Origin of the sequence: Paenarthrobacter sp. AR 02, from assembly GCF_021538675.1 — a bacterium.
Lineage (GTDB): Bacteria > Actinomycetota > Actinomycetes > Actinomycetales > Micrococcaceae > Arthrobacter.
Map to the genome: position 1 here is coordinate 243,021 of NZ_JAJUKH010000003.1, position 24,682 is coordinate 267,702.

Annotated in this window: 24 protein-coding genes and 2 tRNA genes; 13 read left to right on the top strand and 13 right to left on the bottom strand. The window is 63.6% G+C overall.

What is annotated here, in order from left to right; translation table 11 throughout:
* Positions 1–26: 26 nt before the first annotated feature.
* The 3 genes from LRQ04_RS10330 to LRQ04_RS10340 form a co-directional block, all read right to left on the bottom strand.
* A complete protein-coding gene (locus LRQ04_RS10330; protein ID WP_235520046.1) occupies positions 27–518 on the bottom strand; it encodes a septum formation family protein in 492 nt (163 codons plus the stop codon).
* A gap of 178 nt (positions 519–696) precedes the next feature.
* Positions 697–1,482 carry a VOC family protein gene (locus tag LRQ04_RS10335; RefSeq protein WP_235520048.1) on the bottom strand — a complete coding sequence of 262 codons (786 nt, stop codon included), beginning with the start codon at positions 1,480–1,482 and terminating at the stop codon, positions 697–699.
* A gap of 186 nt (positions 1,483–1,668) precedes the next feature.
* Positions 1,669–1,759, bottom strand: a tRNA-Ser gene (locus LRQ04_RS10340).
* Positions 1,760–1,861: 102 nt separating this feature from the next.
* Between LRQ04_RS10340 and LRQ04_RS10345 the strand changes: the two genes are divergently transcribed.
* From LRQ04_RS10345 to LRQ04_RS10375, 7 genes are all read left to right on the top strand, one after another.
* Positions 1,862–2,845: an NAD(P)H-quinone oxidoreductase gene (locus tag LRQ04_RS10345; protein WP_235520050.1), complete on the top strand. Its 984-nt coding sequence runs from the start codon at positions 1,862–1,864 to the stop codon at positions 2,843–2,845.
* Positions 2,846–2,873: 28 nt separating this feature from the next.
* Positions 2,874–3,416: a PadR family transcriptional regulator gene (locus tag LRQ04_RS10350; RefSeq protein WP_235520052.1), complete on the top strand. Its 543-nt coding sequence runs from the start codon at positions 2,874–2,876 to the stop codon at positions 3,414–3,416.
* A gap of 222 nt (positions 3,417–3,638) precedes the next feature.
* Positions 3,639–5,909: a carbon starvation CstA family protein gene (locus LRQ04_RS10355; protein ID WP_235520059.1), complete on the top strand. Its 2,271-nt coding sequence runs from the start codon at positions 3,639–3,641 to the stop codon at positions 5,907–5,909.
* Entirely contained in the window at positions 5,909–6,100 is a 192-nt protein-coding gene (locus LRQ04_RS10360; RefSeq protein WP_235520060.1) for a YbdD/YjiX family protein, read from the top strand. Before LRQ04_RS10355 ends, LRQ04_RS10360 begins: the two co-directional genes overlap by 1 nt.
* Positions 6,101–6,196: 96 nt before the next feature.
* Positions 6,197–6,838 carry a bacterial proteasome activator family protein gene (locus tag LRQ04_RS10365; protein ID WP_235520067.1) on the top strand — a complete coding sequence of 214 codons (642 nt, stop codon included), beginning with the start codon at positions 6,197–6,199 and terminating at the stop codon, positions 6,836–6,838.
* An 8-nt stretch (positions 6,839–6,846) separates the two neighbouring features.
* On the top strand, positions 6,847–7,293 hold the full coding sequence (locus tag LRQ04_RS10370) for a hypothetical protein (RefSeq protein WP_235520068.1): 447 nt from the start codon (positions 6,847–6,849) through the stop codon (positions 7,291–7,293).
* Between the two features lie 121 nt (positions 7,294–7,414).
* A complete protein-coding gene (locus tag LRQ04_RS10375; protein WP_235520070.1) occupies positions 7,415–8,254 on the top strand; it encodes an aldo/keto reductase in 840 nt (279 codons plus the stop codon).
* Between the two features lie 155 nt (positions 8,255–8,409).
* Here the strand turns inward: LRQ04_RS10375 and LRQ04_RS10380 are convergent, their stop codons facing one another.
* On the bottom strand, positions 8,410–9,840 hold the full coding sequence (locus LRQ04_RS10380; RefSeq protein ID WP_308194912.1) for an SLC13 family permease: 1,431 nt from the start codon (positions 9,838–9,840) through the stop codon (positions 8,410–8,412).
* Between the two features lie 33 nt (positions 9,841–9,873).
* Positions 9,874–10,992 (bottom strand): PrpF domain-containing protein, encoded by a 1,119-nt coding sequence (locus tag LRQ04_RS10385; protein ID WP_235520072.1) that lies wholly within the window; start codon positions 10,990–10,992, stop codon positions 9,874–9,876.
* Between the two features lie 241 nt (positions 10,993–11,233).
* Here LRQ04_RS10385 and LRQ04_RS10390 point away from each other — a divergent pair, with 241 nt between their 5' ends.
* The gene (locus LRQ04_RS10390) at positions 11,234–12,172 is read left to right on the top strand and encodes a LysR family transcriptional regulator (RefSeq protein ID WP_235520076.1); all 939 of its coding nucleotides are present in this window, start codon (positions 11,234–11,236) and stop codon (positions 12,170–12,172) included.
* A 22-nt stretch (positions 12,173–12,194) separates the two neighbouring features.
* On the opposite strand, the gene LRQ04_RS10395 is transcribed toward LRQ04_RS10390, so the two are convergent.
* Entirely contained in the window at positions 12,195–12,764 is a 570-nt protein-coding gene (locus tag LRQ04_RS10395; RefSeq protein ID WP_235520077.1) for a hypothetical protein, read from the bottom strand.
* Positions 12,765–13,011: 247 nt separating this feature from the next.
* Between LRQ04_RS10395 and LRQ04_RS10400 the strand changes: the two genes are divergently transcribed.
* Complete coding sequence (locus tag LRQ04_RS10400; protein ID WP_235520078.1) at positions 13,012–13,968, top strand: Lrp/AsnC family transcriptional regulator; 957 nt, start codon at positions 13,012–13,014, stop codon at positions 13,966–13,968.
* On the opposite strand, the gene LRQ04_RS10405 is transcribed toward LRQ04_RS10400, so the two are convergent.
* Positions 13,949–15,391: an amidase family protein gene (locus LRQ04_RS10405; protein WP_235520079.1), complete on the bottom strand. Its 1,443-nt coding sequence runs from the start codon at positions 15,389–15,391 to the stop codon at positions 13,949–13,951. The two genes, LRQ04_RS10400 and LRQ04_RS10405, sit on opposite strands and share 20 nt — an antisense overlap.
* Before the next feature lie 273 nt (positions 15,392–15,664).
* Between LRQ04_RS10405 and LRQ04_RS10410 the strand changes: the two genes are divergently transcribed.
* The 3 genes from LRQ04_RS10410 (at position 15,665) to LRQ04_RS10420 (ending at position 18,485) form a co-directional block, all read left to right on the top strand.
* Complete coding sequence (locus LRQ04_RS10410) at positions 15,665–16,414, top strand: DUF5058 family protein (protein WP_235520080.1); 750 nt, start codon at positions 15,665–15,667, stop codon at positions 16,412–16,414.
* A 61-nt stretch (positions 16,415–16,475) separates the two neighbouring features.
* A complete protein-coding gene (locus tag LRQ04_RS10415) occupies positions 16,476–17,213 on the top strand; it encodes a hypothetical protein (protein WP_235520081.1) in 738 nt (245 codons plus the stop codon).
* 48 nt (positions 17,214–17,261) lie between these two features.
* A complete protein-coding gene (locus LRQ04_RS10420; RefSeq protein ID WP_235520082.1) occupies positions 17,262–18,485 on the top strand; it encodes an amidohydrolase in 1,224 nt (407 codons plus the stop codon).
* Positions 18,486–18,545: 60 nt separating this feature from the next.
* Here LRQ04_RS10420 and LRQ04_RS10425 read toward each other — a convergent pair whose 3' ends face one another.
* The 3 genes from LRQ04_RS10425 to LRQ04_RS10435 all read right to left on the bottom strand — a co-directional run bounded on the left by LRQ04_RS10425 (position 18,546) and on the right by LRQ04_RS10435 (position 20,326).
* Entirely contained in the window at positions 18,546–19,805 is a 1,260-nt protein-coding gene (locus tag LRQ04_RS10425; RefSeq protein WP_235520083.1) for a type II toxin-antitoxin system HipA family toxin, read from the bottom strand.
* Entirely contained in the window at positions 19,802–20,062 is a 261-nt protein-coding gene (locus tag LRQ04_RS10430) for a helix-turn-helix transcriptional regulator (protein ID WP_235520084.1), read from the bottom strand. Before LRQ04_RS10430 ends, LRQ04_RS10425 begins: the two co-directional genes overlap by 4 nt.
* Positions 20,063–20,253: 191 nt before the next feature.
* Positions 20,254–20,326 (bottom strand) — tRNA-Thr (locus LRQ04_RS10435).
* Positions 20,327–20,528: 202 nt separating this feature from the next.
* On the opposite strand from LRQ04_RS10435, the gene LRQ04_RS10440 reads away from it, so the two are divergent.
* Positions 20,529–21,260: an HAD family hydrolase gene (locus LRQ04_RS10440; RefSeq protein WP_235520085.1), complete on the top strand. Its 732-nt coding sequence runs from the start codon at positions 20,529–20,531 to the stop codon at positions 21,258–21,260.
* On the opposite strand, the gene LRQ04_RS10445 is transcribed toward LRQ04_RS10440, so the two are convergent.
* From LRQ04_RS10445 to tmk, 3 genes are read right to left on the bottom strand one after another with little or no spacing between them, the layout of a single operon-like run.
* The gene (locus LRQ04_RS10445) at positions 21,257–22,798 is read right to left on the bottom strand and encodes an alpha/beta hydrolase (protein WP_235520086.1); all 1,542 of its coding nucleotides are present in this window, start codon (positions 22,796–22,798) and stop codon (positions 21,257–21,259) included. The two genes, LRQ04_RS10440 and LRQ04_RS10445, sit on opposite strands and share 4 nt — an antisense overlap.
* Before the next feature lie 8 nt (positions 22,799–22,806).
* Positions 22,807–23,958 carry a DNA polymerase III subunit delta' gene (locus tag LRQ04_RS10450; RefSeq protein WP_235520087.1) on the bottom strand — a complete coding sequence of 384 codons (1,152 nt, stop codon included), beginning with the start codon at positions 23,956–23,958 and terminating at the stop codon, positions 22,807–22,809.
* Positions 23,955–24,644: a dTMP kinase gene (gene tmk, locus LRQ04_RS10455; RefSeq protein WP_235520088.1), complete on the bottom strand. Its 690-nt coding sequence runs from the start codon at positions 24,642–24,644 to the stop codon at positions 23,955–23,957. Before tmk ends, LRQ04_RS10450 begins: the two co-directional genes overlap by 4 nt.
* Positions 24,645–24,682 lie beyond the last annotated feature (38 nt).

Here is a 24,682-nt window from a genome sequence, read left to right on the forward strand (position 1 = left end):
TGGAGAGTGCCCGCCACCGGTCCGCATTACTTGGCGGCGCCCTTCAGGGTCCCGGCGGTTGCTGCGCCGGATGCGCCTCCGATCAGGCAGACAATCTCCCGGTCATTGGCCTTCCAGGTATCGGTAGTGGGGTAGAAGTAGGTCAGCTCAAGCGTTGATGAATCAAACGGCACGCCCACGAAGCCTGCGAACTCGGAACCGCAAAACTCTTCGGATTGCTTCTCCACCTCGGACTGGCCGGGGTATGTATCGGCCACAATGTTCTTCGCCGCGTAGGCCTCGAGATCGTGTTCCTGCTCGCAGGGGATGATGGACACGTCCTTGACCTCGGTGCCGGACGGCTGGGCGATGCAGTCACCCACCTTGACTTTGAAGGCATCCGCAACAGATGTTTCGGTGGGTTTTCCGGACTCGTCCCGCTTGGCGTCCCCGCTGCTGATCAGCGAACAACCCGTCAGGGCCAGGGTCGCCAGGCCCAACACGGCGGTGGCTTTGATGGTTTGCGAAAGGTGCTGCAACTCAGGTCCTCGTTCCCCAAGGACCGCAGGAGGAGATCGTGGATGCCCACTCTGCGGCCAAACAATGAGGGACCGGTCAGGGCACCAACGCCGAACGATCCCCCAGGATCGGCGGTGGGCGGGTGGAGCCGGGCGCCCCTGGGTAGGAGGCGCCGGGCACCACCCGGAAATCAAAAGTCTAAGCGGACTGGCCCAGGTCCTGGATGACCTTGAATACTGCGCCGGTGGGATCAATGAGCGTCGCCAGGCGGCCGAACGGTGTTTCTTCCGCGGCATGCATGACCGCTGCTCCCAGGGCGAGGGCTTGCTCTACTGTGGCGTCGGTGTTCTCAACCGCGAAGTAGACGCTCCACATGGACGGTACTTCGTCAGAGAGTACGCCGGCGGCATCCATGATGCCCGCTTTCGCGTTGTCTCCTGCGCCCAGGGTGGTGTAGCGGAACTCCGGGGTATCACTCATGACATTCGTGTCCCAGCCGAAGACTTTCTGGTAGAAAGACACGGCTGAGTCGTAGTCCTTGGCAAGGAGTTCGTGCCACGCCGGTGAGCCCGGTTCTGCAGCTACTTCGAAACCCTTCATCTGACCGAACTGCCAGGCGCCGATGGATGCGCCCGCGGAATCGCCGTACATGGCCATGCTGCCCTGCTCCGGAACATCCATTGGCTCCATGTAGACCTGGCCGCCGTGGGCCGCTGCGGCTTCCGTGGTGGCCTTGATGTCATCCGTGCGCAGGTAGGTGGACCACAGGTCCGGCATGGCACCCATGTCGGCCTGCTTCTGCATGATGCCGGCCACAAGCTTTCCGTCCTTGGATGCGGTGATGTAACCGCCGTACGTCTCCTCATCACCGGTTTCGTACGTCCAGCCGAACAGGGCGTTATAGAAGTCCTTGGCTTTCTCTGTATCGGACGTCATCAGATCGATCCAGCACGGTGCGCCGGGGGTGATGTCAGGCGTAGGCATAGGTCAGGCTCCTGTTGTAGTTCCGCGGTAAAGCTGCGGTTTAGGTCAGAGGTGTGGAGACAGGTAGAACACTATGCGGGGGGTCTGACAGTTTCAATGATGTTCCGGTTGCCGCTTATCACTTAGCCGCTATGCACCAGATCGCGGGCACAAAAATGCCCCGGGTTTGGAACCCGGGGCATTCGTTGGCGGAAGGTAAGGGATTTGAACCCTTGGTACGGGGTTACCGCACACTGGTTTTCAAGACCAGCTCCTTAGGCCGCTCGGACAACCTTCCTCGCCTAGTAGTGTTTCATAGGGAGTTGGCTGTTCCAAAACATCACGCCTGTCCGGTCCCCGCCCCGGGGCCGGCGGACAAGCAAGAAACCGGGAGTTCGTCATGAAAGCCGTCTACATCTCAGAGCCGGGCGGGCCCGAAGTCCTCGAGGTCCGGGAGGTCCCTGCTCCGGTGCCGGGCGAGGGCGAAGTCCTGATCGACGTCGTGGCCGCGGGCCTGAACAGGGCGGATGTCCAGCAGCGACGCGGTTTCTACCCGCCACCCCCTGGGGCTTCAGAGATCCCCGGGCTTGAAGTGTCCGGCCGCATCGCAGCCTTCGGCCCGGGCGTCACCAAGGCATTCTCCGTGGGAGACAAAGTTGTTGCCCTTCTTTCAGGCGGCGGCTACGCCCAGCAGGTCGCGGTGTCCGCCGAGCAGGTGCTCCGGGTTCCCGACGGCGTGGACCTCATCACCGCAGCTGCGCTGCCCGAGGTTGCTGCCACTGTGTACTCCAACCTGATCATGACCGCCCAAATGCAACCCGGCGAAACGGTCCTCATCCACGGGGCAACGGGCGGCATCGGCACCATGGCCATCCAGTTGGCCAAGGCCTACGGCGCAAAAGTTGCGGCCACAGCCGGCACGGACGAGAAGGTTGGCACCGCCAAGGCCTTCCTGGGTGCCGACATCGCCATCAACTACACCGAAGAGGACTTCGCTGAAAGCCTGCGGGCACAAACCGGCGGCAAAGGCGCTGACGTGATCCTCGACGTCGTCGGTGCCAAATACCTGCAGCAAAACATTGACGCCCTTGCCGACTACGGCAGGCTCATCGTCATCGGGCTGCAGGGCGGCACCACGGCGGACATCAACCTTGGCCAGCTCCTCAGCAAACGGGCGGCCGTCATCGGAACGGCCCTCCGGCCCCGGTCCGTGGCCGAAAAAGGCATCATCATGACCGCCGTGCGCGAGTCCGTATGGCCCATGATCACCGACGGCAGGATCCGTCCCCTGGTGGCCAAGTCCTTCCCGCTGGACCAGGTGCAGGAGGCGCACCGGTACTTTGACTCTGGCGACCACGTGGGCAAGGTCCTGCTTCTGCTCTGACCAGTCATCCACCGCAGCGAGGAGTCCAATGTCCATCCGGCACAGTCTGCTGGCCCTGCTCCAGGACCGGCCACGGTACGGCTATGAGCTGCGGGTCGAATTCGAGGACCGGACCGGTGCCGCCTGGCCGCTTAACATCGGGCAGGTCTACACCACCCTGGACCGGCTGGAACGTGACGGACTGGTCAGCAAAGACGGCGACGACGGCGGTGGCCACGTCGTCTACAGCATCACTGCCGCCGGGGTCGGGGAAGTCGCGGCCTGGTTCGCGGGGGCGGTTGACCGGGGCAGTCCGCCGCGGAACGAGATCGCCATCAAACTGGCGCTCGCCGTAACCCTGCCCGGCGTTGACGCCTCTGAAGTGATCCAGTCACAGCGCGAAGTCTCACTCCGTGCCCTGCAGGAACACACGCAGGCCCGCAAGGCAGTCTCCGCCAACCAGCGACTGTCCGACACAGCCTGGCTGTTGGTCCTGGACTCCTTGATTTTCCAGGCCGAAGCGGAGGTGCGCTGGCTGGATCTTTGTGAAGCACGGATGGTCCAGGCGCAGGGCAACGGGGGAGCTATCTAGCGGTTCCGGGCGTGCATGGGTGTCTCTTCAGGGTGTCCATGTACAGGCGTCCGTCGCACGGGTGTGACCGCTCACCGCTGGGTGGGCTGCCGAAGGCGTGTATGGCCTTCCCTTGTCGGTAGCAGTTGTTACTGTGCTGGAAGACACGTGGCGAAGCGGTCCCCACCGCGGGATTCGCCACACAGCATTTCCCATCACCGCATCAGTTCTCAAGGAGGAGATATGGGCAAGATTCCTGACCAGGCCGGACTCGAGGAAGGACTGGATCCAACACTGCCATCGCCGGCCGTGGATGATTCCGTTCGTGAGGCTGAAGAACGACGCTGGACGCCGGCCAAGATCGGGCTCTGGGTGGCAATTTCGCTCCTTGGAGCAGTGGCATGGTTCATGGTTGCGCTGGTCCGTGGCGAAACAGTGAACGCCATCTGGTTCGTTTTCGCCGCGGTGTGCACGTACCTGATCGGCTACCGGTTTTACTCGAAGGTCATCGAGCGGTACTTGCTCAAACCGGACGATCGCCGGGCCACGCCCGCTGAATACAAGGCGGATGGCAAGGACTATGTCCGGACTGACCGCAACGTGCTGTTCGGCCATCACTTCGCCGCCATTGCAGGCGCTGGCCCGTTGGTGGGACCTGTCATCGCGGCCCAGATGGGATACCTGCCGGGCACCATCTGGATCATCGTCGGCGTCGTCCTTGCCGGTGCTGTGCAGGACTACCTGGTGATGTTCTTCTCGATGCGCCGCGGTGGCCGTTCGCTGGGCCAGATGGCCCGCGAGGAACTTGGCCTCGTTGGCGGGACCGCTGCGCTGATCGCCACGCTCCTGATCATGATCATCATTGTGGCCATCCTCGCGCTCGTGGTGGTCAACGCCCTCGGCGAGAGCCCGTGGGGCGTGTTCTCCGTAGGCATGACCATCCCCATCGCGTTGTTCATGGGCGTTTACCTGCGCTTTATCAGGCCCGGCAAGGTCATGGAAGTGTCCATCATCGGCTTCGTGCTCCTCATGGCCGCCATTATTGGCGGCGGTGCGGTGGCCGGCACCGAGTGGGGTGCGGCCTTCTTCCACCTGGACAAGGTAACCATCGCCTGGGGCCTCATCATCTACGGGTTCATCGCCGCGATCCTGCCCGTTTGGCTGCTCCTGGCGCCTCGTGACTATCTCTCGACGTTCATGAAGATCGGCGTGATCGTGATGCTCGCGCTTGCCATCATTGTGGTCCGTCCGGAAATCACGGTCCCGGCGTTCAGCGAGTTCGCCAGCCGCGAGAATGGGCCGGTCTTCTCCGGCGCACTGTTCCCGTTCCTGTTCGTGACCATCGCCTGTGGTGCGCTTTCAGGGTTCCACGCGCTCATTTCTTCGGGCACCACTCCCAAACTGATCGAGAAGGAGCGGCAGACCCGCTTCATCGCTTACGGCGGCATGCTGATGGAGTCCTTCGTGGCCATCATGGCCCTCGTGGCAGCGATCTCGATCGACCGCGGCATCTACTTCGCCATGAACGCTCCTTTGGCCCTGACCGGCGGGACTGTGGAGACCGCGGCGACCTGGGTGAACAGCCTGGGCCTGGCCAACGTGAACATCACCCCGGACGTCCTTGCCCAGACAGCGAAGGACGTGGGCGAGGAAAGCATCATCTCGCGCTCCGGTGGTGCTCCGACGCTTGCTGTTGGCTTGGCGCACATCATGCAGCAGTTCATCGGCGGACCCGGCCTGATGGCCTTCTGGTACCACTTCGCCATCATGTTCGAGGCCCTCTTCATCCTGACCGCAGTGGACGCGGGCACGCGGGTGGCCCGGTTCATGCTGCAGGACTCCATCGGAAACTTTGTTCCCAAGTTCAAGGAAGCCTCGTGGCGGCCCGGTGCCTGGTTGTGCACGGCCATCATGGTTGCAGCCTGGGGAGCGGTGCTGATCATGGGTGTCACAGATCCATTGGGTGGCATCAACACCCTCTTCCCGCTGTTCGGTATCGCCAACCAGCTTCTCGCAGCGATCGCGTTGGCGGTATGCCTGGCCATTGTGGCCAAGCGGGGCACCTTCAAGTGGCTGTGGATCGTCGCCGTCCCGTTGGCGTTTGCCGCCGTCGTCACCATCACGGCAAGCTTCCACAAGATCTTCTCGCCCGTCCCGGCCGTCGGATACTTTGCCAACAACCAGGCCTTCTCCAAGGCCCTGGCTGACGGCAAGACGGAATTCGGAACAGCCAAGTCTGTCGCAGCCATGGAAGCAGTGATCCGGAATACCGCTATCCAGGGGTGGCTGTCCGTGATCTTCGTGGTGCTGAGCATCATCGTCATCCTCACCGCCCTCCTGGCCAGCTTCAAGGCCATCCGTGCCGGTGGGGGACAGGGGCACGAGGATCCGGCAGTGCCTTCCAAGGTCTTCGCCCCTGCAGGGCTGATCCCCACTCCCGCGGAGAAGGCTTTGCTCGGTGAATGGAACGCACTACCCGTGGAGAAACGCACTGAGAAGGCCGGACACCACTGATGAACGCCATCGCCAAGGGCTTCCGGGGCTTCGCCGCCTACATGGGTTCGCTCATGGGTGCTGATGCCTACGCGAAGTACCTTGAGCACTTCTCCGCTACCGGTCATGCCGGTCCCGCCATGACAGAACGCGAGTTCTGGCGGGACCGGATGGACCGGCAGGACAGCAACCCCCAAGGCAGATGCTGCTGACACCCTGCGCTAGTGTTTACCTGTTTCGCTACGAACGAAGTCCAAAAAAGCCGACTCGGGCCAGGGTTCGCCCGAACCCCATGAGAGTATGAACCAATGAGCGATCTGAACGACATTCAGCCCAAGGATGAGGCTTCGGACGACACCCCTGTGGAGGGGACCATGCTGGACGACGGCGGCGCGCAGGCGCCTGCCCAGCCACAGTCCCAGGGGCAATCCCCGGACGACGCCAAGCCCAGGAGCGGTGGGCTCCACGAACTGGTGGATGAGCCTGCCAAGGTGATGCGGATCGGCACCATGATCCGTCAGCTCCTGGAAGAAGTGAAGGCAGCGCCGTTGGACGACGCTGCCCGCGGTCGCCTGGCAGAAATCCACGAACGCTCCATCAAGGAACTCGAAGATGGGCTCGCGCCGGAGCTCATTGAGGAACTGGAGCGCATCAGCCTTCCGTTCCCGGAGGATAAGGCGCCCTCCGACGCCGAACTCCGCATTGCCCAGGCCCAGCTGGTGGGTTGGCTTGAGGGACTGTTCCACGGGATCCAGGCCGCCATCGCGGCCCAACAAGCCGCCAAGGACCACGCCGCCGCCCAGATGCAGCTTCGGCAGCTCCCACCCGGAACTGTCATCGCTCCGGGAATTGTCATCGGGGAAAATGGGCAACCGCAGCGGGCCGCCGCGCCCGGTGCTGCGCAGGGACGCCCCGAAGATCCCGACCACGGCCCGGGCCAGTACCTCTGAGCCTGGGGGTGGGTTTCTTTGGGGCCGTCCGGCAAGGGCGGAAGGACGATGTGGAGCTCGGCAAGGGGCTTTGGCGCCGCGCCCACGACCGCTTCCATCGGGGATTGGACCGGTACCACCAGGTACTTGAGGGCGTAGATGACGAGCAGTTGTACAACGAACTGGTGGTGATCGCCAATGAACTGGCCGGTTTGTCGCCGCGTGTCAGGGCTATTTGCGTTGAGGCGCAACGACGTTCGCCCAGTGACGGACTGGATGTTCCCGGCGCGCTGGCGGGCGTGCACCGTGCGCTGTCCAAGGCTGGGAACTCCCTTGCGACCACAGCGGAAGCTGCGGCAATGTTGAGGCTGGCGGTCGGCCCGGTGCCGGTGGGCGCGCTTTCGGTCCGTCGTCGCGCGGAGGCCGTCTTCGAGCAGGTCGCTGACGCTGAGCGGGAACTCTCCCAAGACGCATAGTGTGCAGCGTGCGCAACTACAGGCGTGCGCCTTTATTCCTCGGACGCAATAAGTTAAGCGCATAGCTGATCTGCGTAATAATTGGCGCTTTTCGATACGCCGTGCTGGCAGTATGGCAAACATGACTTCGTCACCAACACTTACTTTCAACGACGGCAACACCATCCCCCAGCTCGGCTACGGGGTGTGGCAAGTTGAAGACGATGTAGCCGAAAAGGTGGTGCGCCAGGCTTTCGAGGCCGGGTTCCGCCACATCGATACCGCCAAGATCTACGGCAACGAGGCTGGCGTCGGCCGTGCCATTGCCTCCTCCGGCCTTTCCGCCGAAGAAATCTTCATCACCACCAAGCTGTGGAATGCCGACCAGGGCTACGAGTCCACGCTGCAGGCTTTCGAGGAATCCATGGATCGCCTCGGCCTGGAGACCCTGGACCTCTACCTCATCCACTGGCAGCAGCCCAAGCAGGAAAAGTACGTTGACACCTGGAAGGCCCTCATCGAGCTCCAGAAGCGCGGCCGGGTCAAGTCCATCGGTGTTTCCAACTTCACCAAGGAAGGCCTGCAGCACATCATTGATGAGACCGGCGTAGTGCCGGCCATCAACCAAGTGGAGCTGCACCCGTTCTTCAACCAGTCCGAGCTGCGCGAGTTCAACGCGTCCAAGGGCATCCTGACCCAGGCCTGGTCCCCGCTGGGCCAGGGTGGCGAGCTGTTGGAGAGCGCCACCATTGCTGAGATCGCTGCCAAGCACGACGCCACGCCGGCACAGGTGGTCATCGCATGGCACCTGGCCATCGGCAACGTCGTCATCCCCAAGTCGGTCACCGAGTCACGTATCCGGGAGAACTTCGCCGCCCTGAACGTCACGCTGGACGCTACCGACGTCGAGGCCATCAACGGCCTGGACCGCGGCGCTGAGGGCCGCATCGGTCCGGACCCGGCAGTCTCCGACTTCGCCTGACATCCGCCCGTTCCCGGGTAAGCCAAAGGCAGGACGCTCTGTGAGCGTCCTGCCTTTGTCCTTAGCGCATGAAGTCCCTGCGCCCGTCCGTCGGGTTTCCTGTTGCGATGGAGTGCAGGGCCTTCCCGCGCTTGCCGGATATTGCTCCGGCAGGCCTACATGATGCCGGTGGGTACCAGCAGGGCCCAAGCCAGTGCCGGGGCAACCAGGACGACTCCACCGGCGTACATCATCAGCTGCTTGTATACGCGCTGGCGGTCGTGCTCCCGTGCGTTGGCCACCACCAGTGCGCCGTCAGTGGAGAACGGCGAAACGTCTACCACCGTGGCTGCAATCGCCAGGGCCGCGACCGTTCCGGAAGCGCTGAGTGAGCTGGTGGCCAGCAGGGGCCCCGCCAGCGGGATGAAGGCGGTCAGCAGGGCGGTGGACGAGGCGAAGGCCGATCCGACGCCAATGACGTAGCAGAGGACCAAGGCGATCAGCAGGGGTGCGCCCAGGGCGAGTGCCTGCTCGGCGAGGGTGTCGATGACGCCGACGTGCTGGAGCAGGGAGACGTAGGTGATCATGCCGGCCACCAGCAGGACGGTGGACCAGGAAATGCCACCGATGAACGTCTGGTGCTCCTTGATGTTTACCAGTGCCAGGAGAAGGCCGGCGGACAGGGCAACGAAGCCGATGGGCATGTGGAACCCCAAAGTGCACACGAGGATTGCCAGGATCAGGGCCAGGGTCAGGAACTGCTGTCCATTGGGGCGTCCCATCCGCGGGGTGTCCAGCGCGGAGTACTCGTTGGCGTGCTTGTCCCGGAGTTTGCCCAGCAGCCCAAACAGAACGATCGTCAGCGCCGAAAGAATGAAGTTCAGGGCGAAGCTTGCCAGGAACAGTGACCCCTGGTCGATCGGGAAGCCGTTCTTCATGGCGATGTCGTGAACCAATACGCCAGCCACGGACAGGGGCGAGAAACCTCCGGCATGGGCGCCATTGATGACGAAGGCCCCCATGAGGACGGGATGGATGCGCGACTCATAGGCCAGCCCCAGCGCCGCCGGAGCCAGAAGTGCCACAGCTGCGGGGGAGAACGTGCCCAATGAAGTCAGGGCTGCGGCCATGAGGAAGAAGACCCAAGGCAGCAGCATGGTCTTGCCGCGGACCAGGCGGACGCATGTCTGCACAATGATGTCGATGGAGCCATTCCGCTGCGCCATGCTGAAGAAGTACGTGACGCCGATGATCGTCAGCACGATGCTGGCCGGGAACTCTTCCAGGATCTCCTTGTCGGACATGCCAAGGACGAAATAGCCGACGCCGAAGGAAGCAACCAGCCCCATCACACCGATGTTGAGCGGCCACTTGGTTGCCACCACGAACATCACCACCAGGATGATGAGCGGGATGATCTGCGTTGCGGTCAAGGTCGGCTCCGATCCCGAGGCCGCCGCAGGGCTGCCAAGGACACCTCCGAACAGGAGGGCGGCAAGACCCAAGACGGTGATGGCGACAGCCGTCACCAGCAGGATACGACGGCGGCGCTTGGGCCGCGCTTCAACTGTGGGGCTTGGTGCAGTCTTTTCTGCGGTGTTAGTCATGGTGCTCTCTCTTCATCGAGTAGCGCTGGCTGTTCAGCGGGTAGCGCCGGCAAGTGAGGCGTCGACGGTGTTGTCGAGCGTCTCGGGGAGGTGGATGGTGGTGGTTGCGATGGTGCGGGCTGTCCGATCCACGCCAATGATCAGGGAACCGTCCTTTTCCTCGCTCCATGTCTCGATCACGCCGGCCGGCGTCCGCAGCTTCAGGGTTGGCCGAAGGTCATGTTCGGTGATGTCGTACAAAACGGTGCCTGGTGTGCCGGCTGCGAGCGTCAGTGCGATGCTTCCCGTGATGGCGAGGGCGGGGTGCGGCTTGCCCATGGAGAGCATCATGACGCTGACGTCGCTGCCGGCGTCGGACTGGGCGGGCGGGGCGACGATGGCGACTTTCGGGATGGCCCGTGCCGCTTCGCTGGTGGACGCGGCGAGCCCCATGCGTACTGCTGCTTGGCGTCGAATCGTCTCGAGTGTCTCCAATTGCAGTTCGACGCCGGCCAACCAGCTGTCGTAGCGCTCAGGGTCCAGGCCGAGCTCTTCGGCCCGGACGATTACTACCGGCGCTCCGGCGTCGACAAGCGAAGCAGTCCAGCGTGTCCCGCCTGCAGTGATCGTCTCCGTCGGGGAGCCGGTGGGAAGAAGCTGGCCCGTGGTTTTACCGGCAGGGTCCTGGAAACCAAGGCCCACCCGGTACCCGGGGAACGGAACGCCGGGCATCTCCGCCTGCGGGACGATCGGGAGGGCCCCGGCCGGGGTGGATATCCGCTGGATGATGATCTGGCCTGTGTTGGTATTCCGCGTGACGATCCGGGTGATCTCCCCGGTGGGTGTGACCCAGCCCTTCTCGATGGCATACAAGCCCACCACTGCCGAGCAGTTGCCGCAGTTGCTGCCCCAGTCCACGGTGGCTTCCTCAATTCCCACCTGGGCGAAGGTGAACTCGACATCCACGTCGTCGTCCGCTGGGCGGCGAACGATCATCGCTTTGCTGGTTGTCGACGTCGCGCCGCCCACACCGTCGATTTGTCGGTGGTCGGGGCTGCCGAACAGCCGCGGGAGCAGCGCATCCGGACTGGTTTCAGTCTCACCGAATTGCCCGCTTTCGAAGACCCAGCATTTGCTGGTGCCTCCGCGCATCCATTCCGCTTCGATGTTCATGGTCAGTTCCTTGCTTCTCTGTCGCCCAGGCTCGTTCAAGGGCATACTTCGAGATTGAGGCACATCACATTTGAAGACAATGTTGGATATCTTGGGTGGGATGAAGCAATGCTTCATTCACCAGCGGATCAGTCCTGAATGGGCGGTGGAGGAGGCGTTTACGCCCGCTGGAAACCCGTTTATCCTGTGGTATCGACGGCAGCCTGTATAGAATGAACAAATTCCTAGGAAGGGTGAACTGTTGCTTAACGATGAGGGCCAGGATCTTTTTGATATTCGACGGCTCGCGCTGCTGGTCGAGGTTGTTGAGCAAGGTTCCATCACCGCGGCCGCGGATCTCATGCTTTACTCTCCCTCGGCGGTTTCCCAGCAGCTGAGGAAACTGGAACAGGAAGTGGGGCAACCGCTCCTCAACCGCCGCTCACGTGGGGTGGTGCCTACAGAAGCGGGCCAAGTGCTGGCTGGCCACGCCCGCAAGATCGTTGGCCAGATGCGTGCGGCCCAATCGGACCTGGACCAAATCGCTGGACTCAAGCGCGGGTCGCTGACAGTTGGAACCTTTCCTACCCTTGCCGGATCCTTCCTCCCGGTAGTCATCAGGGCGTTCAAAAAGCGCTACCCGGCAATTGGCCTGTCCGTGCGCAGTGCGCGTTTCGATGACCTGGTATCGGACCTGCAGTCCGGCGTCACTGGCCTGTGCCTCCTCTGGGACTACCCGTGGAACAGATTCCAGGATGACTCGATTCGGGTCACTGAAGTCTTCCAGGAGAGCACGGTGATCCTGGTGTCCCGGGGACACCCCTTGGCGGGGCGCGAAGAGATCCGGATGGAGGAGCTACGCAAGGAATCCTGGATCGTTCGGGCGGAGGCCCACCCCGTGGTGGAAGTGCTGCAACGTTCAGCCCACGAAGCCGGGTTCGAACCAACCATCGGCTTCCTGGCCAACGACTACCAGGAAGCCCAGGCCATGGTGAGCGTGGGGATGGGCGTGGCCATGGTGCCCAAAACCGCCGTCGCACTCCAACACCCTGACGTAAGGGTTATCAGCTTGGGTTCCGCCGCACCTTTGCGTCGGGTACTGCTGGCCCAACGCCAGGACAAGGTTTACGCACCGGCGGAAGTGGCCTTCCACTCCACCCTGCTGGAGATAGCGCGTGAGCGCGCGGGGGATTACCTGTAGCCGAGGGGCTTGCTGCGTCGGCCTACCGCCGGGACATGTTAAGGATGACCCGATAGCCGTCCGCGGGCCATTCTTCTTCCACTATGCATACTTCGTCCGTGCCGCCTCCGTCGGGGTCGTTTTCTTTGATGCAGCCGTCCTCTGACAGCTTCGATTTGCTGACGTCCATCCCTATGCGGGTGGCAACGTCGTTGAGGCTGACGGGATGATCAACCCTCCACTCGGCCCGGAGTTTAATGCAGGCGGTGTCGATGGAGAGACAGCCGGCCTCTACCTTCGGATCGCTCCGGTGCGTGAGAACCCAGTCGCCCTCCGGTGCATTGTCGGCCGCGGCCATGACAGCTTTGGCCTTCTCGGCGTGGCTCCCACCGCCGTTGATGGAGTTGACCAGGGCGGAGCACCCCGCGAACAGGAGGATCAGCACGAAAATGCCGATGCCACCGAGAATCCACCCGAGTTTGCTCTCCTTTTTGGGCTGTAGCGGGCCGTACTGCTGTGGTGGGCCGTACTGCTGTGGCGGGTCGTACTGCGGGCGCTGCTGGTGATGCTGGCCGGGAAACGGTTGAGGTGGCGGATGTCCGTACGGTTCCATGCAGTGAATGTCTCCTGGGTCGTCGTCAAGGACAGTAGTTGTCGAGGCTGATGACAATGGCGCCTTGCCCGTCCTCCAAGACAGCGTAAGGGTTCATGCGCGCTGTCATGTCTCCCGCCGTCGGTCTCGACGTGTTTCTGCCCGCAGTTGTCCCTAAACTGTGGCAGGAACCCCACTCGGCGGTTGCCCGGAGGAGCCCCCGGGCACATACGCCCAAAGTCACCAGCACAGACCGGACGGAGCCTGCATGGCGGTGTTTGACGCATTGGAGCGGCAGATCGTGGCTGCCCTGCAGCTGGATCCCCGGTGTCCCTGGCGCAAGATGGCCGCCGTCCTGGGTGAGGCCGAGCGGACTGTGGCCCGCCGCGGATCGCAGCTGCTGGAGTCCGGCGCCGTAGCCGTAGTGGGGATCAGGCCGAGGCCCGCGGTGGTGTTGGTGGAGATGCGGTGCATGCCCGGAACGGTGCGTGCCGCCGCCAATGCGCTCTCCCAGCGCGCTGATACGACGTTCGTTTACACGACGACGGGCACCGGTGACTGCGTGGCCGAAGTCCTCACCGAAACGGGCCGTATGGGGGACGTCCTGTCAGATGAACTTCCATCCACCATTGGGCTCAGGGACTCGACCAGCTATCCGGTGCTCCGGTACTTCCGCACGATTCGCGGCTGGCGGCCGGAAGTCCTTCCGGCAGATAAGGCCGAGGCGTTGCGTTCGAACCTCGCGCAGGACTCCGGCATTCTGGTCAGGCAGCAGCACATGAGCCGCCAGGATAACGAACTCATCGACGCACTGTGCGCTGATGGCAGGATGAGCTTCGAAGCGCTGGGGCGTCGGGTAGGGGTGTCAGAGGCCACCGCGCGGCGGCGAAGCGAATGGCTGCTGACCAACAACCAGGTCCATGTGCGGGCGATTGTTGAGCCTGCGTCCTTTGGCCTGGCTGTTGAGGCGCTGCTCTGGATCAGGGCTTCGCCGCAGCACGTCGAGCGCGTAGGAAAGAGCCTCGCTGAACTTCCCACGGTCCGGTATGCCGCCGCGATCGCCGGCAATTACCAGATCATGGCCGACGTCACTGTGGAGGACATGTCCTCCCTTTACCGTTTCATCACGGACTCGGAGTGGGCCCAGGAGGCCAACGGCGTGGACGTGTCGATCCTGCTCGACGCGCGAAAGCGCGGGGGACGGGTCATGCGCTCGCCGTGGTGACAGGCTCGGCTTTCACAACAGGCGCGACGGCGGCGTACCCGGTCCGCTGCTCGAAGGCGTGGCCGTAGCGGAGCAGCTGCATATCCGTGTAGTGGTTGCTGGCCAGCTGGAGGCCGATGGGCAGCCCGGAGGAACTGAATCCCGCCGGCACACTGAGCACAGGAAGGCCGGTGGCCGAGAGGAGGCAGGCCGACCGCATCCAGTCCAGATAGGTCTCGGAGGGTACGCCGGCAATGTCCAGGGGATAGCGGAGGGCGGCGTCGAAGGGGAGCACCTGGGCGCACGGGCTGGCGAACAGATCGTATCGGCCAAAGAAGTCCTGGATGCCACGTTCCAACCGGGTCCGGGCTGCGGCGGTTTCGATGAGGTCCCGGGCCGTCAACGCGAACCCCTTTTCCACATTCCAGTGCACTTCAGGCTTGACCACGTCCCCCGCGCGCGCCAGGAGGGGCCCCAGGCCAGCAGCGAAGTCCATGGCGCGCGTGTTGCCGAACACCAGGTCCGCTTCGCTGAAATCTGGAGTCGCTTCTTCCACGATCGCCCCGAGCTCCTCGAAAACGGAAAGCTGCCGTTCCAGATGTTCCACGATTTCGGCCTCCACAGGCACGCCGATGCCAAAGTCGCGGGACCAGCCGATCCGCACGCCGCGCATGTCGGCCTGCAGCGATGCCCGGAAAACTTCAGGATCCAGGCCCTCAGGGTGCGGAACCCGTGGGTCCTTGCCGGCGGTTACGGACATGAACAATGCAATGTCCTCCACGCTCCGGGCCATCGGTCCGGTCCTTCCCAGCCATGCGAAGGCGTTGACGTCGGACGGCATGGGGATGACCGCCGTCGACGGCCTTAAACCCACCACGTTGCAGAAGGATGCCGGGATGCGGAGCGAACCGCCCATGTCGCTGCCGTCGCCGATGCTTTGGACGCGGGAAGCGACGACGGCGGCCACCCCGCCGCTGCTGCCACCGGCACTAAGGGTGGGTGCGTACGGATTGGTAGTGGTGCCAAAGAGGTCGTTGAACGTGTGCGAGCCCGCGCCAAACTCGGGAACATTCGTCTTTCCCGTGCTGACCACGCCGGCTGCCTTGAGCCGCGCGATGATGAGGTCGTCGGCGTCGGGTACGAAGTCGCGCAAGGCGAGGGAGCCCTGGGTGGTGCGCATCCCGGCGGTGTTGTTCGTGTCCTTGTGCGTCATGGGCAGGCCGTGGAGGGGCGGCAGGTCCGCCCCCGACGCCGTCAGCTGGTCGGCGCGATGGGCCAGCGTCTGGGCGCCGTCGGCGTCCAGGGTCACCACGGCGTTGATCACGGGGTTCACTTCGGCAATGCGGTCCAGGTGATCGGCCAACGCTTCCCGCGCCGAGATCTTCTTTCCCCGGATTGCTGCGGAAAGTTCGACGGCGGACAGCTCGCCAATGGTGTCGGACATGGTGCTCCTTTGCTGGATGTCTACTGCCTGAAAGTGTGCCGGGTCACATCGAATCGGGGAAGTGGCGACCCCAGTGATGGCAAGCTTTGACCGATTCGGCCATTCATTTGGCTGATTCCGTCAGCTATTGTGTGTGATCCGGCTCATAGCAGAAGGTGTTGGTAACCCGCTGGCCGATCTGGTCGGAGGGTAAGGATTAGCCCTACGGCGCCGCATTCCGCACAGCGTGGTCCGGTTGCGGAGTTGCCGCGGGGCCAACACCCGGAGGTTCCTTTGTTCCAACCCCTGGCACTTCAACCGCTCGCCCCCATTGGACCAACCGACATCATGGCCATCGCCAACAACCCCGTGCTGTGGATCTGCGTGGCCGGTGTCTTCGGCGTCATCATCATCCAATCCGTGATCTTCATGAAAGCGGCCCGACGCGCTGCCCCTTCGGTGGAAATGAGTACGCAGGACATCAAAACCTCATTCCGTTCAGGCGCAGTATCGGCGATTGGCCCTTCCCTGGCTGTCTCCCTTGTAGCCATTGCTCTCCTGGGCCTTTTCGGAGCCCCGGCGGTCCTGTCCCGTATCGGCCTGATCGGCTCCGCGGCCTACGACGTTTCGGCCGCCGGCATCGCAGCAGGGTCCATGGGCGCCAAGCTCGGGGACGCCACTTATACGCAAAGTGTGTTCGCCGTCGCGTTCTTCGCCATGAGCATCGGCGGCGCCATGTGGATGCTCGCCACCTTGATCCTGACGCCGGTGCTGCGCAAAGGCGACGCCAAGATCCGCTCCATCAACCCCGCGGCCATGGCCATCGTCCCGGCGGCGGCACTGATCGGAGCTTTCTCCTGCCTGGGGCTCACCGAGCTGCCCAAGTCCGGCATCCATGTGCTGTCCTTCATCGTCTCCGCGGCCGTTATGGGGACATGCCTCCTGCTGGCCAAGAAGCTGGGCAAGAGCTGGCTGCGGGAATGGGGGCTCGGGATTTCCATCGTCATCGGCCTGGCCGCCGCTTATCTGGCCGCCGGCGCCTGAGCCGGCCCGCCGCCGTCGTCCTCAACACCGGCACCTGACCCGGGCACGAAAGGAACACCCCATGTCTTCCATCACCTCTGATCCCACCACCACCAGCACAGCCTCCATGGCGGACTTCAACCGCACCACGTCCCGCTGGGGCCAAATCACCATGATCGCCGGCCTGCTAATTTCCGTTGCCGGTCCGCTGTACCTTGTCTTCGCCACCGGTCTCGATATTGGACCGGGGCAGCTTTGGATAGCATTTGTGGCCGTCGCTGCAACCTTTGGCATCATCTGGATCGTCGAGCCGCTCACGTACTATCCGATCCTGGGGCCGGCCGCGATGTACCAGGCCTTCATGATCGGCAACATCTCCAACAAGCTCCTGCCGGCCGCGCTGATCGCCCAAACCAACATCGGCGCAAAGCCGGGCACCAAGCGGGCCGAGCTGGCCGCCGTCGTCGCCATCTGTGGCGCCGCGGTAGTCCACCTGACCTCGCTGGCGATCTTTGTTGGGCTCCTGGGCACGTGGTTGATCAGCGTCATCCCGCCTTCCGTCCTGGTGGTCACCCGTTTGTATGTGCTGCCCACCGTCCTCGGAGCCGTGCTGGTCCAGGCCGTCGTGTCCATGAAGCAGCCCCGCACCACTGTGTTCGCCCTGCTTGTCTCGGCCGTCGTCGTGTTCGTGGTGTTGCCGCTGGTGCCGTCACTCGCCATGGTTTCCACCGCCATCGCCGTGCTGGGGACCATCCTCCTGGCCTGGTTCTTCCGCAGCAAGGCCCCCATCGCTGAGGCGAAGCCCATCCACATCGAGTAGCAGCAGCGCCCGGAACAGAACCATCACCCGCGAAGGAAGACAGGACCAATGACAACCACAGCTATCGCCCCCGCCCTCGATGCCAGCCAGACCGCCAAGCTCCACGAGTTGTACCGGCACCTCCACGCACACCCGGAGCTGTCCATGCAGGAGTTCGCCACCGCCACCCTGATCGAGGAGCAGCTGGACGGGCTCAGCATCGAGCACTTCCGCTGCGGAGGAACCGGTGTTGTGGGCGTCCTGCGGAACGGCGACGGACCGGTGGTGGCCTTCCGCGCCGACTCCGATGGCCTTCCCATCGAAGAAGCAACCGGCCTGGACTATGCAAGCACGGACACTGGCACGCTCCCGGATGGCACGGTGGTTCCCGTCATGCACGGTTGCGGCCACGACACGCACGTAGCCAGCCTGTTGGGTGCGGCCGAAGTGCTTTCGGGCAACCTGGACGCCTGGTCAGGAACGCTGGTGCTGATCTTCCAACCCGGCGAGGAGACTGCAGCTGGCGCGCTTGCCATGCTCGACGACGGACTGTGGGACAAGGCGCCGAGGCCGGAAGTGGTGTTCGGGCAGCATGTCATGCCCCGGCCGGTGGGCACTGTCGCGATCTCCAGCGGGCCGGTCGCGGCCATGGCGGACTCGCTAAGGGTCACCGTTCACGGACAGCAATCGCATGGTTCGCAGCCGCAGGATTCCATTGATCCGATCGTCATGGCCGCGCACATGGTCACCCGGTTGCAGGGGATCGTGTCCCGCGAGCTGGACCCACGGAAGTCCGCCGTCGTCACCGTTGGGACCTTCCATGCCGGCCTCAAAGAGAACATCATTCCGGCCTCGGCCGAGTTCACGCTTAACATCCGCACGTTCGATGAGGACGTCCGTCGCCAGGTCCTTGCCGCGGTCCGTCGCATCGTTACGGCCGAGGCCGCCGCGTCGGGTGCCCCCGGGCCGGACGTCGAGGAAATGTACCGTTTCCCGCAGTGCTTCAACGACCCCGACGCCGTTCCTCCCGTGATGGAGGCGCTGCGGCTGGCGTTGGGGGCCGAGTCAGTCGAAATCACCCCGCCGATGATGGGCAGCGAAGACTTCGGGCACCTCGGCACTGCGATCGGTGTTCCGTCGGTGTTTTGGATGTTCGGTGGGACGCCGGTTGCCGGGCTGGAAAGGCCTGTTCCGGTCAACCACTCGCCGTTCTTCGCTCCTGAGCTGGAAGGTTCGCTGGCCGGGGGAGTCTCTGCCGCCGTCGCGGTTTTGTTGTCCCGGCTCGGGAACTGAGGGGCGCGGGCGCCGGGTTGTCAGTGTGAGGCGGCCCGGCACTGGCGACCCGGGAGGGTGTCAGTCTTCCCGCGCCAGGGCCCGCCTGGCTGTGCCGCCGTTCAGCAGGTCCTGCGCACGGACAGCGATGAGCTCCGGCAAAAAGCCGAGGGATTCTGGCGGGCTTGTTTGGAGTGCTGCGGTCGCTACCCTCTCCAGTGTTGAAACCGCGGTCCGCCGGGCGTCGTCGTCGTCCATGCCCCATGCGACCCCTTCGGCCACGAGATGCTCCACGGTGATGTAGCTCAAGCGGATTTGGCCGTTGACCGTGTGGCCGGCAAGGCCACTGGGCTGGTACAACAGCAGTGTCGGTGCCACGTCGTAAAGCGGTGCCAAGAGCACTTCTCCACCATCGCGCAGGGTGAGGGAGTAATTCTTGGAATGGGCATCGCCGTTTCCAATCAGCAGGTTAAAGGTCACGGCGCGCAACAGATCGCGGCGAAATTCCGCCTCATCACGGGTGTGCGGGGCCGCGGCGTCGACAAGCCGGGTCAGGCGCGAGGGCGGCGCGGTGGTGCCTTCGTACTTCGCTGCACTGGCGAGGGCCAGCGCCTGGGTGAAGTCTTCCTGGTGCAGCCGACTACCCTCCGCAGTGCGGTCGAAGCGCTCCACGACGATGGCCCGACGGGATCCGAAGTTTTCCAGATGGGCATTAGCCGCAGGAAGCCCTGCAGTGGCTGCGGTCCGCAAAGCCCAGTCCTCAGCGGGGAGCAGTTCCGGAATTGTGGATTCAAGCGGTTCGGGTTTGATGATGTGGGTCGATACCGCCCCCCGTCCGGGCCATGCCCAGCCGCCGTCGTGGCGGGACAGCAACACCTTGGACTGGACGCCGCCCAAGGAAGCAGTGACCAGGAAGTCATCGGGCAGGTCCCACGTGGGCAGCGATTCGACCACGCTGGTGACCTCCGCCGTGGTCATGGGCGTTGCGGCACCCTCCCGCGCGGGGGCTTCCCCCGGCGGCAGGACCTGGACAGCTCCGGCGCAGTCAGCTCCCAAGACGCGGAGTAGTCCGAAGGCGTCCGGGACTGTGACGCCGTGCTCTTTGGCCAGATTGGAACGGACCTGCCCTTCGGGGAGCAGGCCGTCAAAGAAGTTGTAGACCTCCGCTCCGTCCAAACGCTTTCTGGCCAACGGTAGGGATAAGGACAACAGGATTGAACCGGCACCGTAGGCGGCCAGCGCCTGCGGGTCGTACTGGAAGGACAGCTTGAGGCCGTTACCGCGCAGTTCACCGATGCGGTCTCCACGCAGGTACACGTCCAGGCTGCGGCGGGGGCTCATGGTTGCACGTGCAGTTTCGAAAAGCGCGGCACAAGGGCCACATCGCGGCCCACCGCCCTGATGGCCCGCATGGCCACGACCATGGAGACAGCATCGCCGGCTTCAAGGCGAACGATGGTGCCGCGGGTGACGCCCAGTTTCACGGCAAGGTCGTGTTGGGTGAGTGCTGCCTCCTTGCGTGCTTGGGCGATGGACCGCCCAAGAGAAGCAGCATCGACAGCCCGGTAAAACGGGGTCAGCTCGTCAGAGTGTTCCATATATCGATCATACGATCAAAACCTCAAAATGTCTTTTATTTTGAACATTTCAGATGTCTTGCCAGAAGTTCGATATTTCGATCATGCCGCAGTTGCGTGGGTTCGCGCCATCCCACTTTTCTTTGGAACACAGGACTTAAAAAGCGAAAACCCCGGCAGCCCTGTGACAAGGGCCGCCGGGGCTTGCTCAGAGCTTCCTATCAGAATCGAACTGATGACCTTTTCATTACGAGTGAAACGCTCTACCGACTGAGCTAAGGAAGCACCGCGTTCATCACCGGTTTCCCGGGCGATCACGCAAGACATAACTGTAATAGAGGCAGCGCGCCCGGGTCAAAACGAGGGCGGCGGCGGCCGTTGCGGGGATGTTCACCCGCATGTCGGGCCGGGTTCAGGCTGCGGTCTCCCGGCGGTCGGAAGCTGGGGAACCAACCGTGCCACGCACACAAGCCGAAGGAGCCGCCCAATGACCGGGGACGCATTGATCACGGACGCCAGCCACACACCCAACAGGCTGCGGCTCGCGGTGGTGGACATGGTGGGCACCACCATCACCGACGACGGCCGTACGGAGCGGGCCATGTCCCGGGCACTGGTGGAACATGGCATAGAACCCGGCAGCAGCCGGTACGAGAGCATGCTTGGTTACGCCCGCGACACTATGGGATTCTCGAAAATGACCGTATTCAGCCACCTTTTCGAGGATGCAGCCACCGCAGAGAGCGCCAACAAGGTCTTCGAGAAGGCCTACGACGAGATGATCGACGACGGCGGCGTCCGCGCCATTCCAGGGGCAGAGGACGCCATCCTGTGGATGCGGGAATCCGGCATGCAGATCTGCCTTGCCACCGGCTTTGGCCGCCACACGCAGAATACTGTGCTCGAATCACTCGGCTGGATGGGGCTCGCGGACCTTAGCCTGTGCCCCGCGGACGCCGGACGGGGCCGGCCCTACCCGGACATGATCCTGACGGCCGTGCTCGCGTTGGATCTTGACGATGTCCGGGAGGTGGCCGTAGTTGGCGACACCAGCTCTGACATGGTGTCGGGAGTACGTTCAGGGGCGTCGCTCATCGCCGGCGTTCTGACCGGCTCGCATTCGGAGGCCACCCTGCGCGCTGCCGGCGCTACCGCCGTGGTGGACTCCATCAAGCAGCTCCCGCTCCTGGTGGAAAAGCGCGAAGCCAGGCACCTCTAGCATTTCAGGCCATCCTGCGGCAGCTTCCCGTCGACGAAGTAGTCGTCGACGGCGTTGCTGACGCAGGTGTTGCTGCGGCCGTAGGCGGTGTGCCCCTCACCATCCCATGTGACCAGGGATGCGGTCCCCAGCTGTTTGCGCAACGACTCGGACCATTCCAGGGGAGTGGCGGGGTCGCCGGTTGTGCCTACCACCACGATTGGTGCGGATCCCTTGTACTCCACAGGTGCCGGTGTCCGTGTGTGCGGGTACGGCCAGTCCCTGCAGTTCACACCGCCATAGGCGAAGAAGGAACCGAACGTAGGGGAGTCCAGCTTGAGCTGGGCTTCCTCCGCCCGCATCGCGGCGGGATCACTGACCATGGGGTAGTCCAGGCAGTTGATGGCTTGGAACGCGAGGGCGGAGTTGGAACTGTAGGTGCCGTTGGCTTCGCGGTCCGCCCCCAGATCTGCGAGCCGCATCATGGGGGAAGCGTCGCCGGAAAACGCAGCGTCAAGTGCCTGGGTGAGGGCCGGCCAGCTTTGGTCGTTGTACAACGGCAGGATCAGGCCGTTGACGAAGTCGTTGCTGGTCACCAGGCGGCCGTCCTTCGCCGTTTGTGGGTTTTGGTCCACGGCGTTGATGAGGTCCCTGATCTCCTGGACGCCGTTGTCCACGGATCCGCTGAGCGGGCACGAATTTTGCTGCTGGCAGTTGGCCACGTAGGTGTGGATGGCCCGTTCGAAGGCCTTTGCCTGTCCCGCAGTCAAGGCTTCATTGCTGATGGAGGGATCCACGGCCCCGTCCAGGACCAGGCGACCCACGTTGTCCGGGAAGAGCGACGCGTAGGTGGACCCAAGGAACGTTCCGTAGGAGAAGCCCAGGTAGTTCAGCTTGGCATCGTTCATGACAGCGCGCAGGACGTCCAGGTCCTTGGCAGCGCTCACGGTGTCTATGTGGCCCAGGACCGCTCCGGTTTGCTGGGAACACTGCTGTGCCAACGTCTTGTTGAAGGCAAAAGCGGCTTCAAGTCCTTGGTCGGTGTCTTTCCTGAAGACCTTCGCGCGGGCAGCATCCCGTTCGGCATCGGTCATGCAGGTCACGGGGGCTGAACGGCCCACACCCCTCGGATCGAAGCCCACCACGTCAAAGTTGGCGCGGAGCTTCTCCGTCAGGAGGGTCTTGCCCGCGTCCTTCACGAAGTCCACACCGGAGCCGCCCGGTCCACCAGGATTGACTAGGACGGTGCCTTGCTTGTTGCTGGTGCTGGGCAGCTTGATGATGGACAGCGAGATATCGCCGGCGTCGGGGTTTGCGTAGTCCAAGGGCACCTGGACTTTGCCGCAGTGGAATCCGTCCTCACATGAACTCCACTCCACGGACTGGGAGTAGAACTTCTCCAAACCCTTGGGAGCCGAAGCGGCGATGGACGGGTCAACCGTGCTGGTGGACGGTTTCGCTGTGGGGGTGGGCATGAACGGAAGGGTGCAGGCGCTCAGTACCAGCAAGGAAGCGAGAGCGACGCACAGCGCTGCGAACCGGCGTGGTGCGGACTTCATGGATTCTCCTATTGCTGGATGAGGCTGGTAGCCATGGACTCGACGGCCAACAGCGGGGCCACGTTGGTGGTGGTGATGCGGACACGTGCTTTGTTGATGGCGTCCATCCGGGCAAGGGTGGTTTCCGGGCTTGAACGACCGGCGTACTCTTCCAACTCGCCCTTGAGCTCAACGTTGACCAGCTCCACGGCGTTCCCCAACTGGATGATCAGCACGTCCCGGTAGAAAGACAGCAAATCCGTCAAAGTGCGGTCCAGCGAGTCCGTGATGGAGCGCTTGGCGCGGCGCTTTTGGTCATCCTCAAGCTGTTTGACCTGGCTGCGCATGGAGGGCGGCAGCGTTCCGGATTCCGGGGCACCAAGGCTCGCGAGCAGGGCAATCTTCTCTGCCGCGTCGCGTTCGTCATTGGAGCTGTTCGCTTCGTCGGTGGCGATCTTCACAAGTTTCTCGGCCATCATCACGGCAGCTGTGACGCCCCGGAGCCCCAAGGGAATCCGGACGGTTTCCAAACGACGCTCCCTGGCGTCGGCGTCACGGGCCAGACGCCTGGCGATACCGATGTGGCTTTGCGCAGCACGCGCTGCACGGTCGGCGAGTTGGCGATCGACGCCGTCGCGCCTTACCAAGAGGTCCGCGACATCGGAGGCCGGGGGGAGCCGCAGGCTCACCGGACGGCATCGCGACCGGATAGTGACCAGGACATCGGCCGGCGAAGGGGCACACAGCATCCAGATGGTGCGTGGCGTGGGTTCCTCGATGGCCTTGAGCAACACGTTGGTGGTGCGCTCCGCCATGCGGTCCGCATCCTCCACCACAATGATCCGCCAACGGCCCGTGGCTGGCCGGTCTCCGGCCTTGGACACGAGTTCGCGGGCTTCGTCGATGGTGATGGTGACTTTTTCGGTCCGCACGAACGTCACATCCGAGTGTGTCTCGCCCAGGATCGTGTGGCAGGCTGCGCATTCGCCGCAGCCGCGACGGGTGACGTCGTCCTGCTCGCAGTTCAGGGCAGCAGCGAACGCTTTGGCTGCATTGGAACGGCCGGACCCCGGGGGACCGGTGAACAGCCAGGCATGGGTGAGGCCGGTTTCGCCCTGCGCCGCCTGCTTCAGCTGCGCCACGACGGGGGCCTGCCCCTGGAGGTCGTCCCAGACACTCACGGAAGCACGTCCGAAACAGGCACGTCCGAAACAGGCACATCCGGAACGTGGCCAGTCAACAGCGACTCCACCCGGTCCAGGATCCTGGCGGCCAGCGACTCGATGTCCGCGTTCGCCGGCAGTACCAGGTAGCTTGACGGGTCCGCCGCTGCCCGGTCCAGGAAGGCGTGGCGGATAGTGGAGTGGAACTGGTCAGGTTCCGATTCAAGCCGGTCCTCGGCGGCGTCCCCTGCGGTACGGCGCTGGCGGCCGTCGGCGGGATCGACGTCGAGCAGTACTGTCAGGTCCGGATGCAGCCCTTCGGTGGCCCATTCATTAAGGGTCAAAATGCCTTCGGCGCCCAAGCCGCGGCCAGCGCCCTGATAAGCAACCGACGAATCGACGTAGCGGTCCGTGATGACCACCGTCCCCTCGGCAAGGGCCGGCCGGATGACCTGGCTGGCGTGTGCGGCGCGGGCTGCGGCAAACATGAGGGCTTCGGTGCGCGCATCGATAGTGCCGTGCCCGTGGTCCAGGACAAGGGAGCGAAGTTTCTCGCCAATGGGAGTGCCGCCGGGTTCGCGGGTGCGAAGCACGGAAAGTCCGCGTGACTCAAGGGCGTCAGAGAGCCGGGCGGCCTGCGTGGACTTGCCCGCTCCGTCCCCGCCTTCGAAGGCGATAAAAAGACCTGCTCTCGGAATACTCACGCGTCTAGCCTACCGAGCTTCACCGACATCAAGGCGCG

What these genes read in the sequence shown, in the direction of transcription:
- LRQ04_RS10405 (WP_235520079.1), bottom strand. Translation starts at nt 15,391, where the DNA reads ATGTCCGACACCATTGGCGAGCTGTCCGCCGTCGAACTTTCCGCAGCA.
- LRQ04_RS10375 (WP_235520070.1), top strand. Translation starts at nt 7,415, where the DNA reads ATGACTTCGTCACCAACACTTACTTTCAACGACGGCAACACCATCCCC.
- LRQ04_RS10420 (WP_235520082.1), top strand. Translation starts at nt 17,262, where the DNA reads ATGACAACCACAGCTATCGCCCCCGCCCTCGATGCCAGCCAGACCGCC.
- LRQ04_RS10395 (WP_235520077.1), bottom strand. Translation starts at nt 12,764, where the DNA reads ATGGAACCGTACGGACATCCGCCACCTCAACCGTTTCCCGGCCAGCAT.
- LRQ04_RS10365 (WP_235520067.1), top strand. Translation starts at nt 6,197, where the DNA reads ATGAGCGATCTGAACGACATTCAGCCCAAGGATGAGGCTTCGGACGAC.
- LRQ04_RS10345 (WP_235520050.1), top strand. Translation starts at nt 1,862, where the DNA reads ATGAAAGCCGTCTACATCTCAGAGCCGGGCGGGCCCGAAGTCCTCGAG.
- LRQ04_RS10425 (WP_235520083.1), bottom strand. Translation starts at nt 19,805, where the DNA reads ATGAGCCCCCGCCGCAGCCTGGACGTGTACCTGCGTGGAGACCGCATC.
- LRQ04_RS10400 (WP_235520078.1), top strand. Translation starts at nt 13,012, where the DNA reads ATGGCGGTGTTTGACGCATTGGAGCGGCAGATCGTGGCTGCCCTGCAG.
- LRQ04_RS10380 (WP_308194912.1), bottom strand. Translation starts at nt 9,840, where the DNA reads ATGACTAACACCGCAGAAAAGACTGCACCAAGCCCCACAGTTGAAGCG.
- LRQ04_RS10360 (WP_235520060.1), top strand. Translation starts at nt 5,909, where the DNA reads ATGAACGCCATCGCCAAGGGCTTCCGGGGCTTCGCCGCCTACATGGGT.
- LRQ04_RS10385 (WP_235520072.1), bottom strand. Translation starts at nt 10,992, where the DNA reads ATGAACATCGAAGCGGAATGGATGCGCGGAGGCACCAGCAAATGCTGG.
- LRQ04_RS10335 (WP_235520048.1), bottom strand. Translation starts at nt 1,482, where the DNA reads ATGCCTACGCCTGACATCACCCCCGGCGCACCGTGCTGGATCGATCTG.
- LRQ04_RS10430 (WP_235520084.1), bottom strand. Translation starts at nt 20,062, where the DNA reads ATGGAACACTCTGACGAGCTGACCCCGTTTTACCGGGCTGTCGATGCT.
- LRQ04_RS10355 (WP_235520059.1), top strand. Translation starts at nt 3,639, where the DNA reads ATGGGCAAGATTCCTGACCAGGCCGGACTCGAGGAAGGACTGGATCCA.
- LRQ04_RS10350 (WP_235520052.1), top strand. Translation starts at nt 2,874, where the DNA reads ATGTCCATCCGGCACAGTCTGCTGGCCCTGCTCCAGGACCGGCCACGG.
- LRQ04_RS10415 (WP_235520081.1), top strand. Translation starts at nt 16,476, where the DNA reads ATGTCTTCCATCACCTCTGATCCCACCACCACCAGCACAGCCTCCATG.
- LRQ04_RS10440 (WP_235520085.1), top strand. Translation starts at nt 20,529, where the DNA reads ATGACCGGGGACGCATTGATCACGGACGCCAGCCACACACCCAACAGG.
- LRQ04_RS10445 (WP_235520086.1), bottom strand. Translation starts at nt 22,798, where the DNA reads ATGAAGTCCGCACCACGCCGGTTCGCAGCGCTGTGCGTCGCTCTCGCT.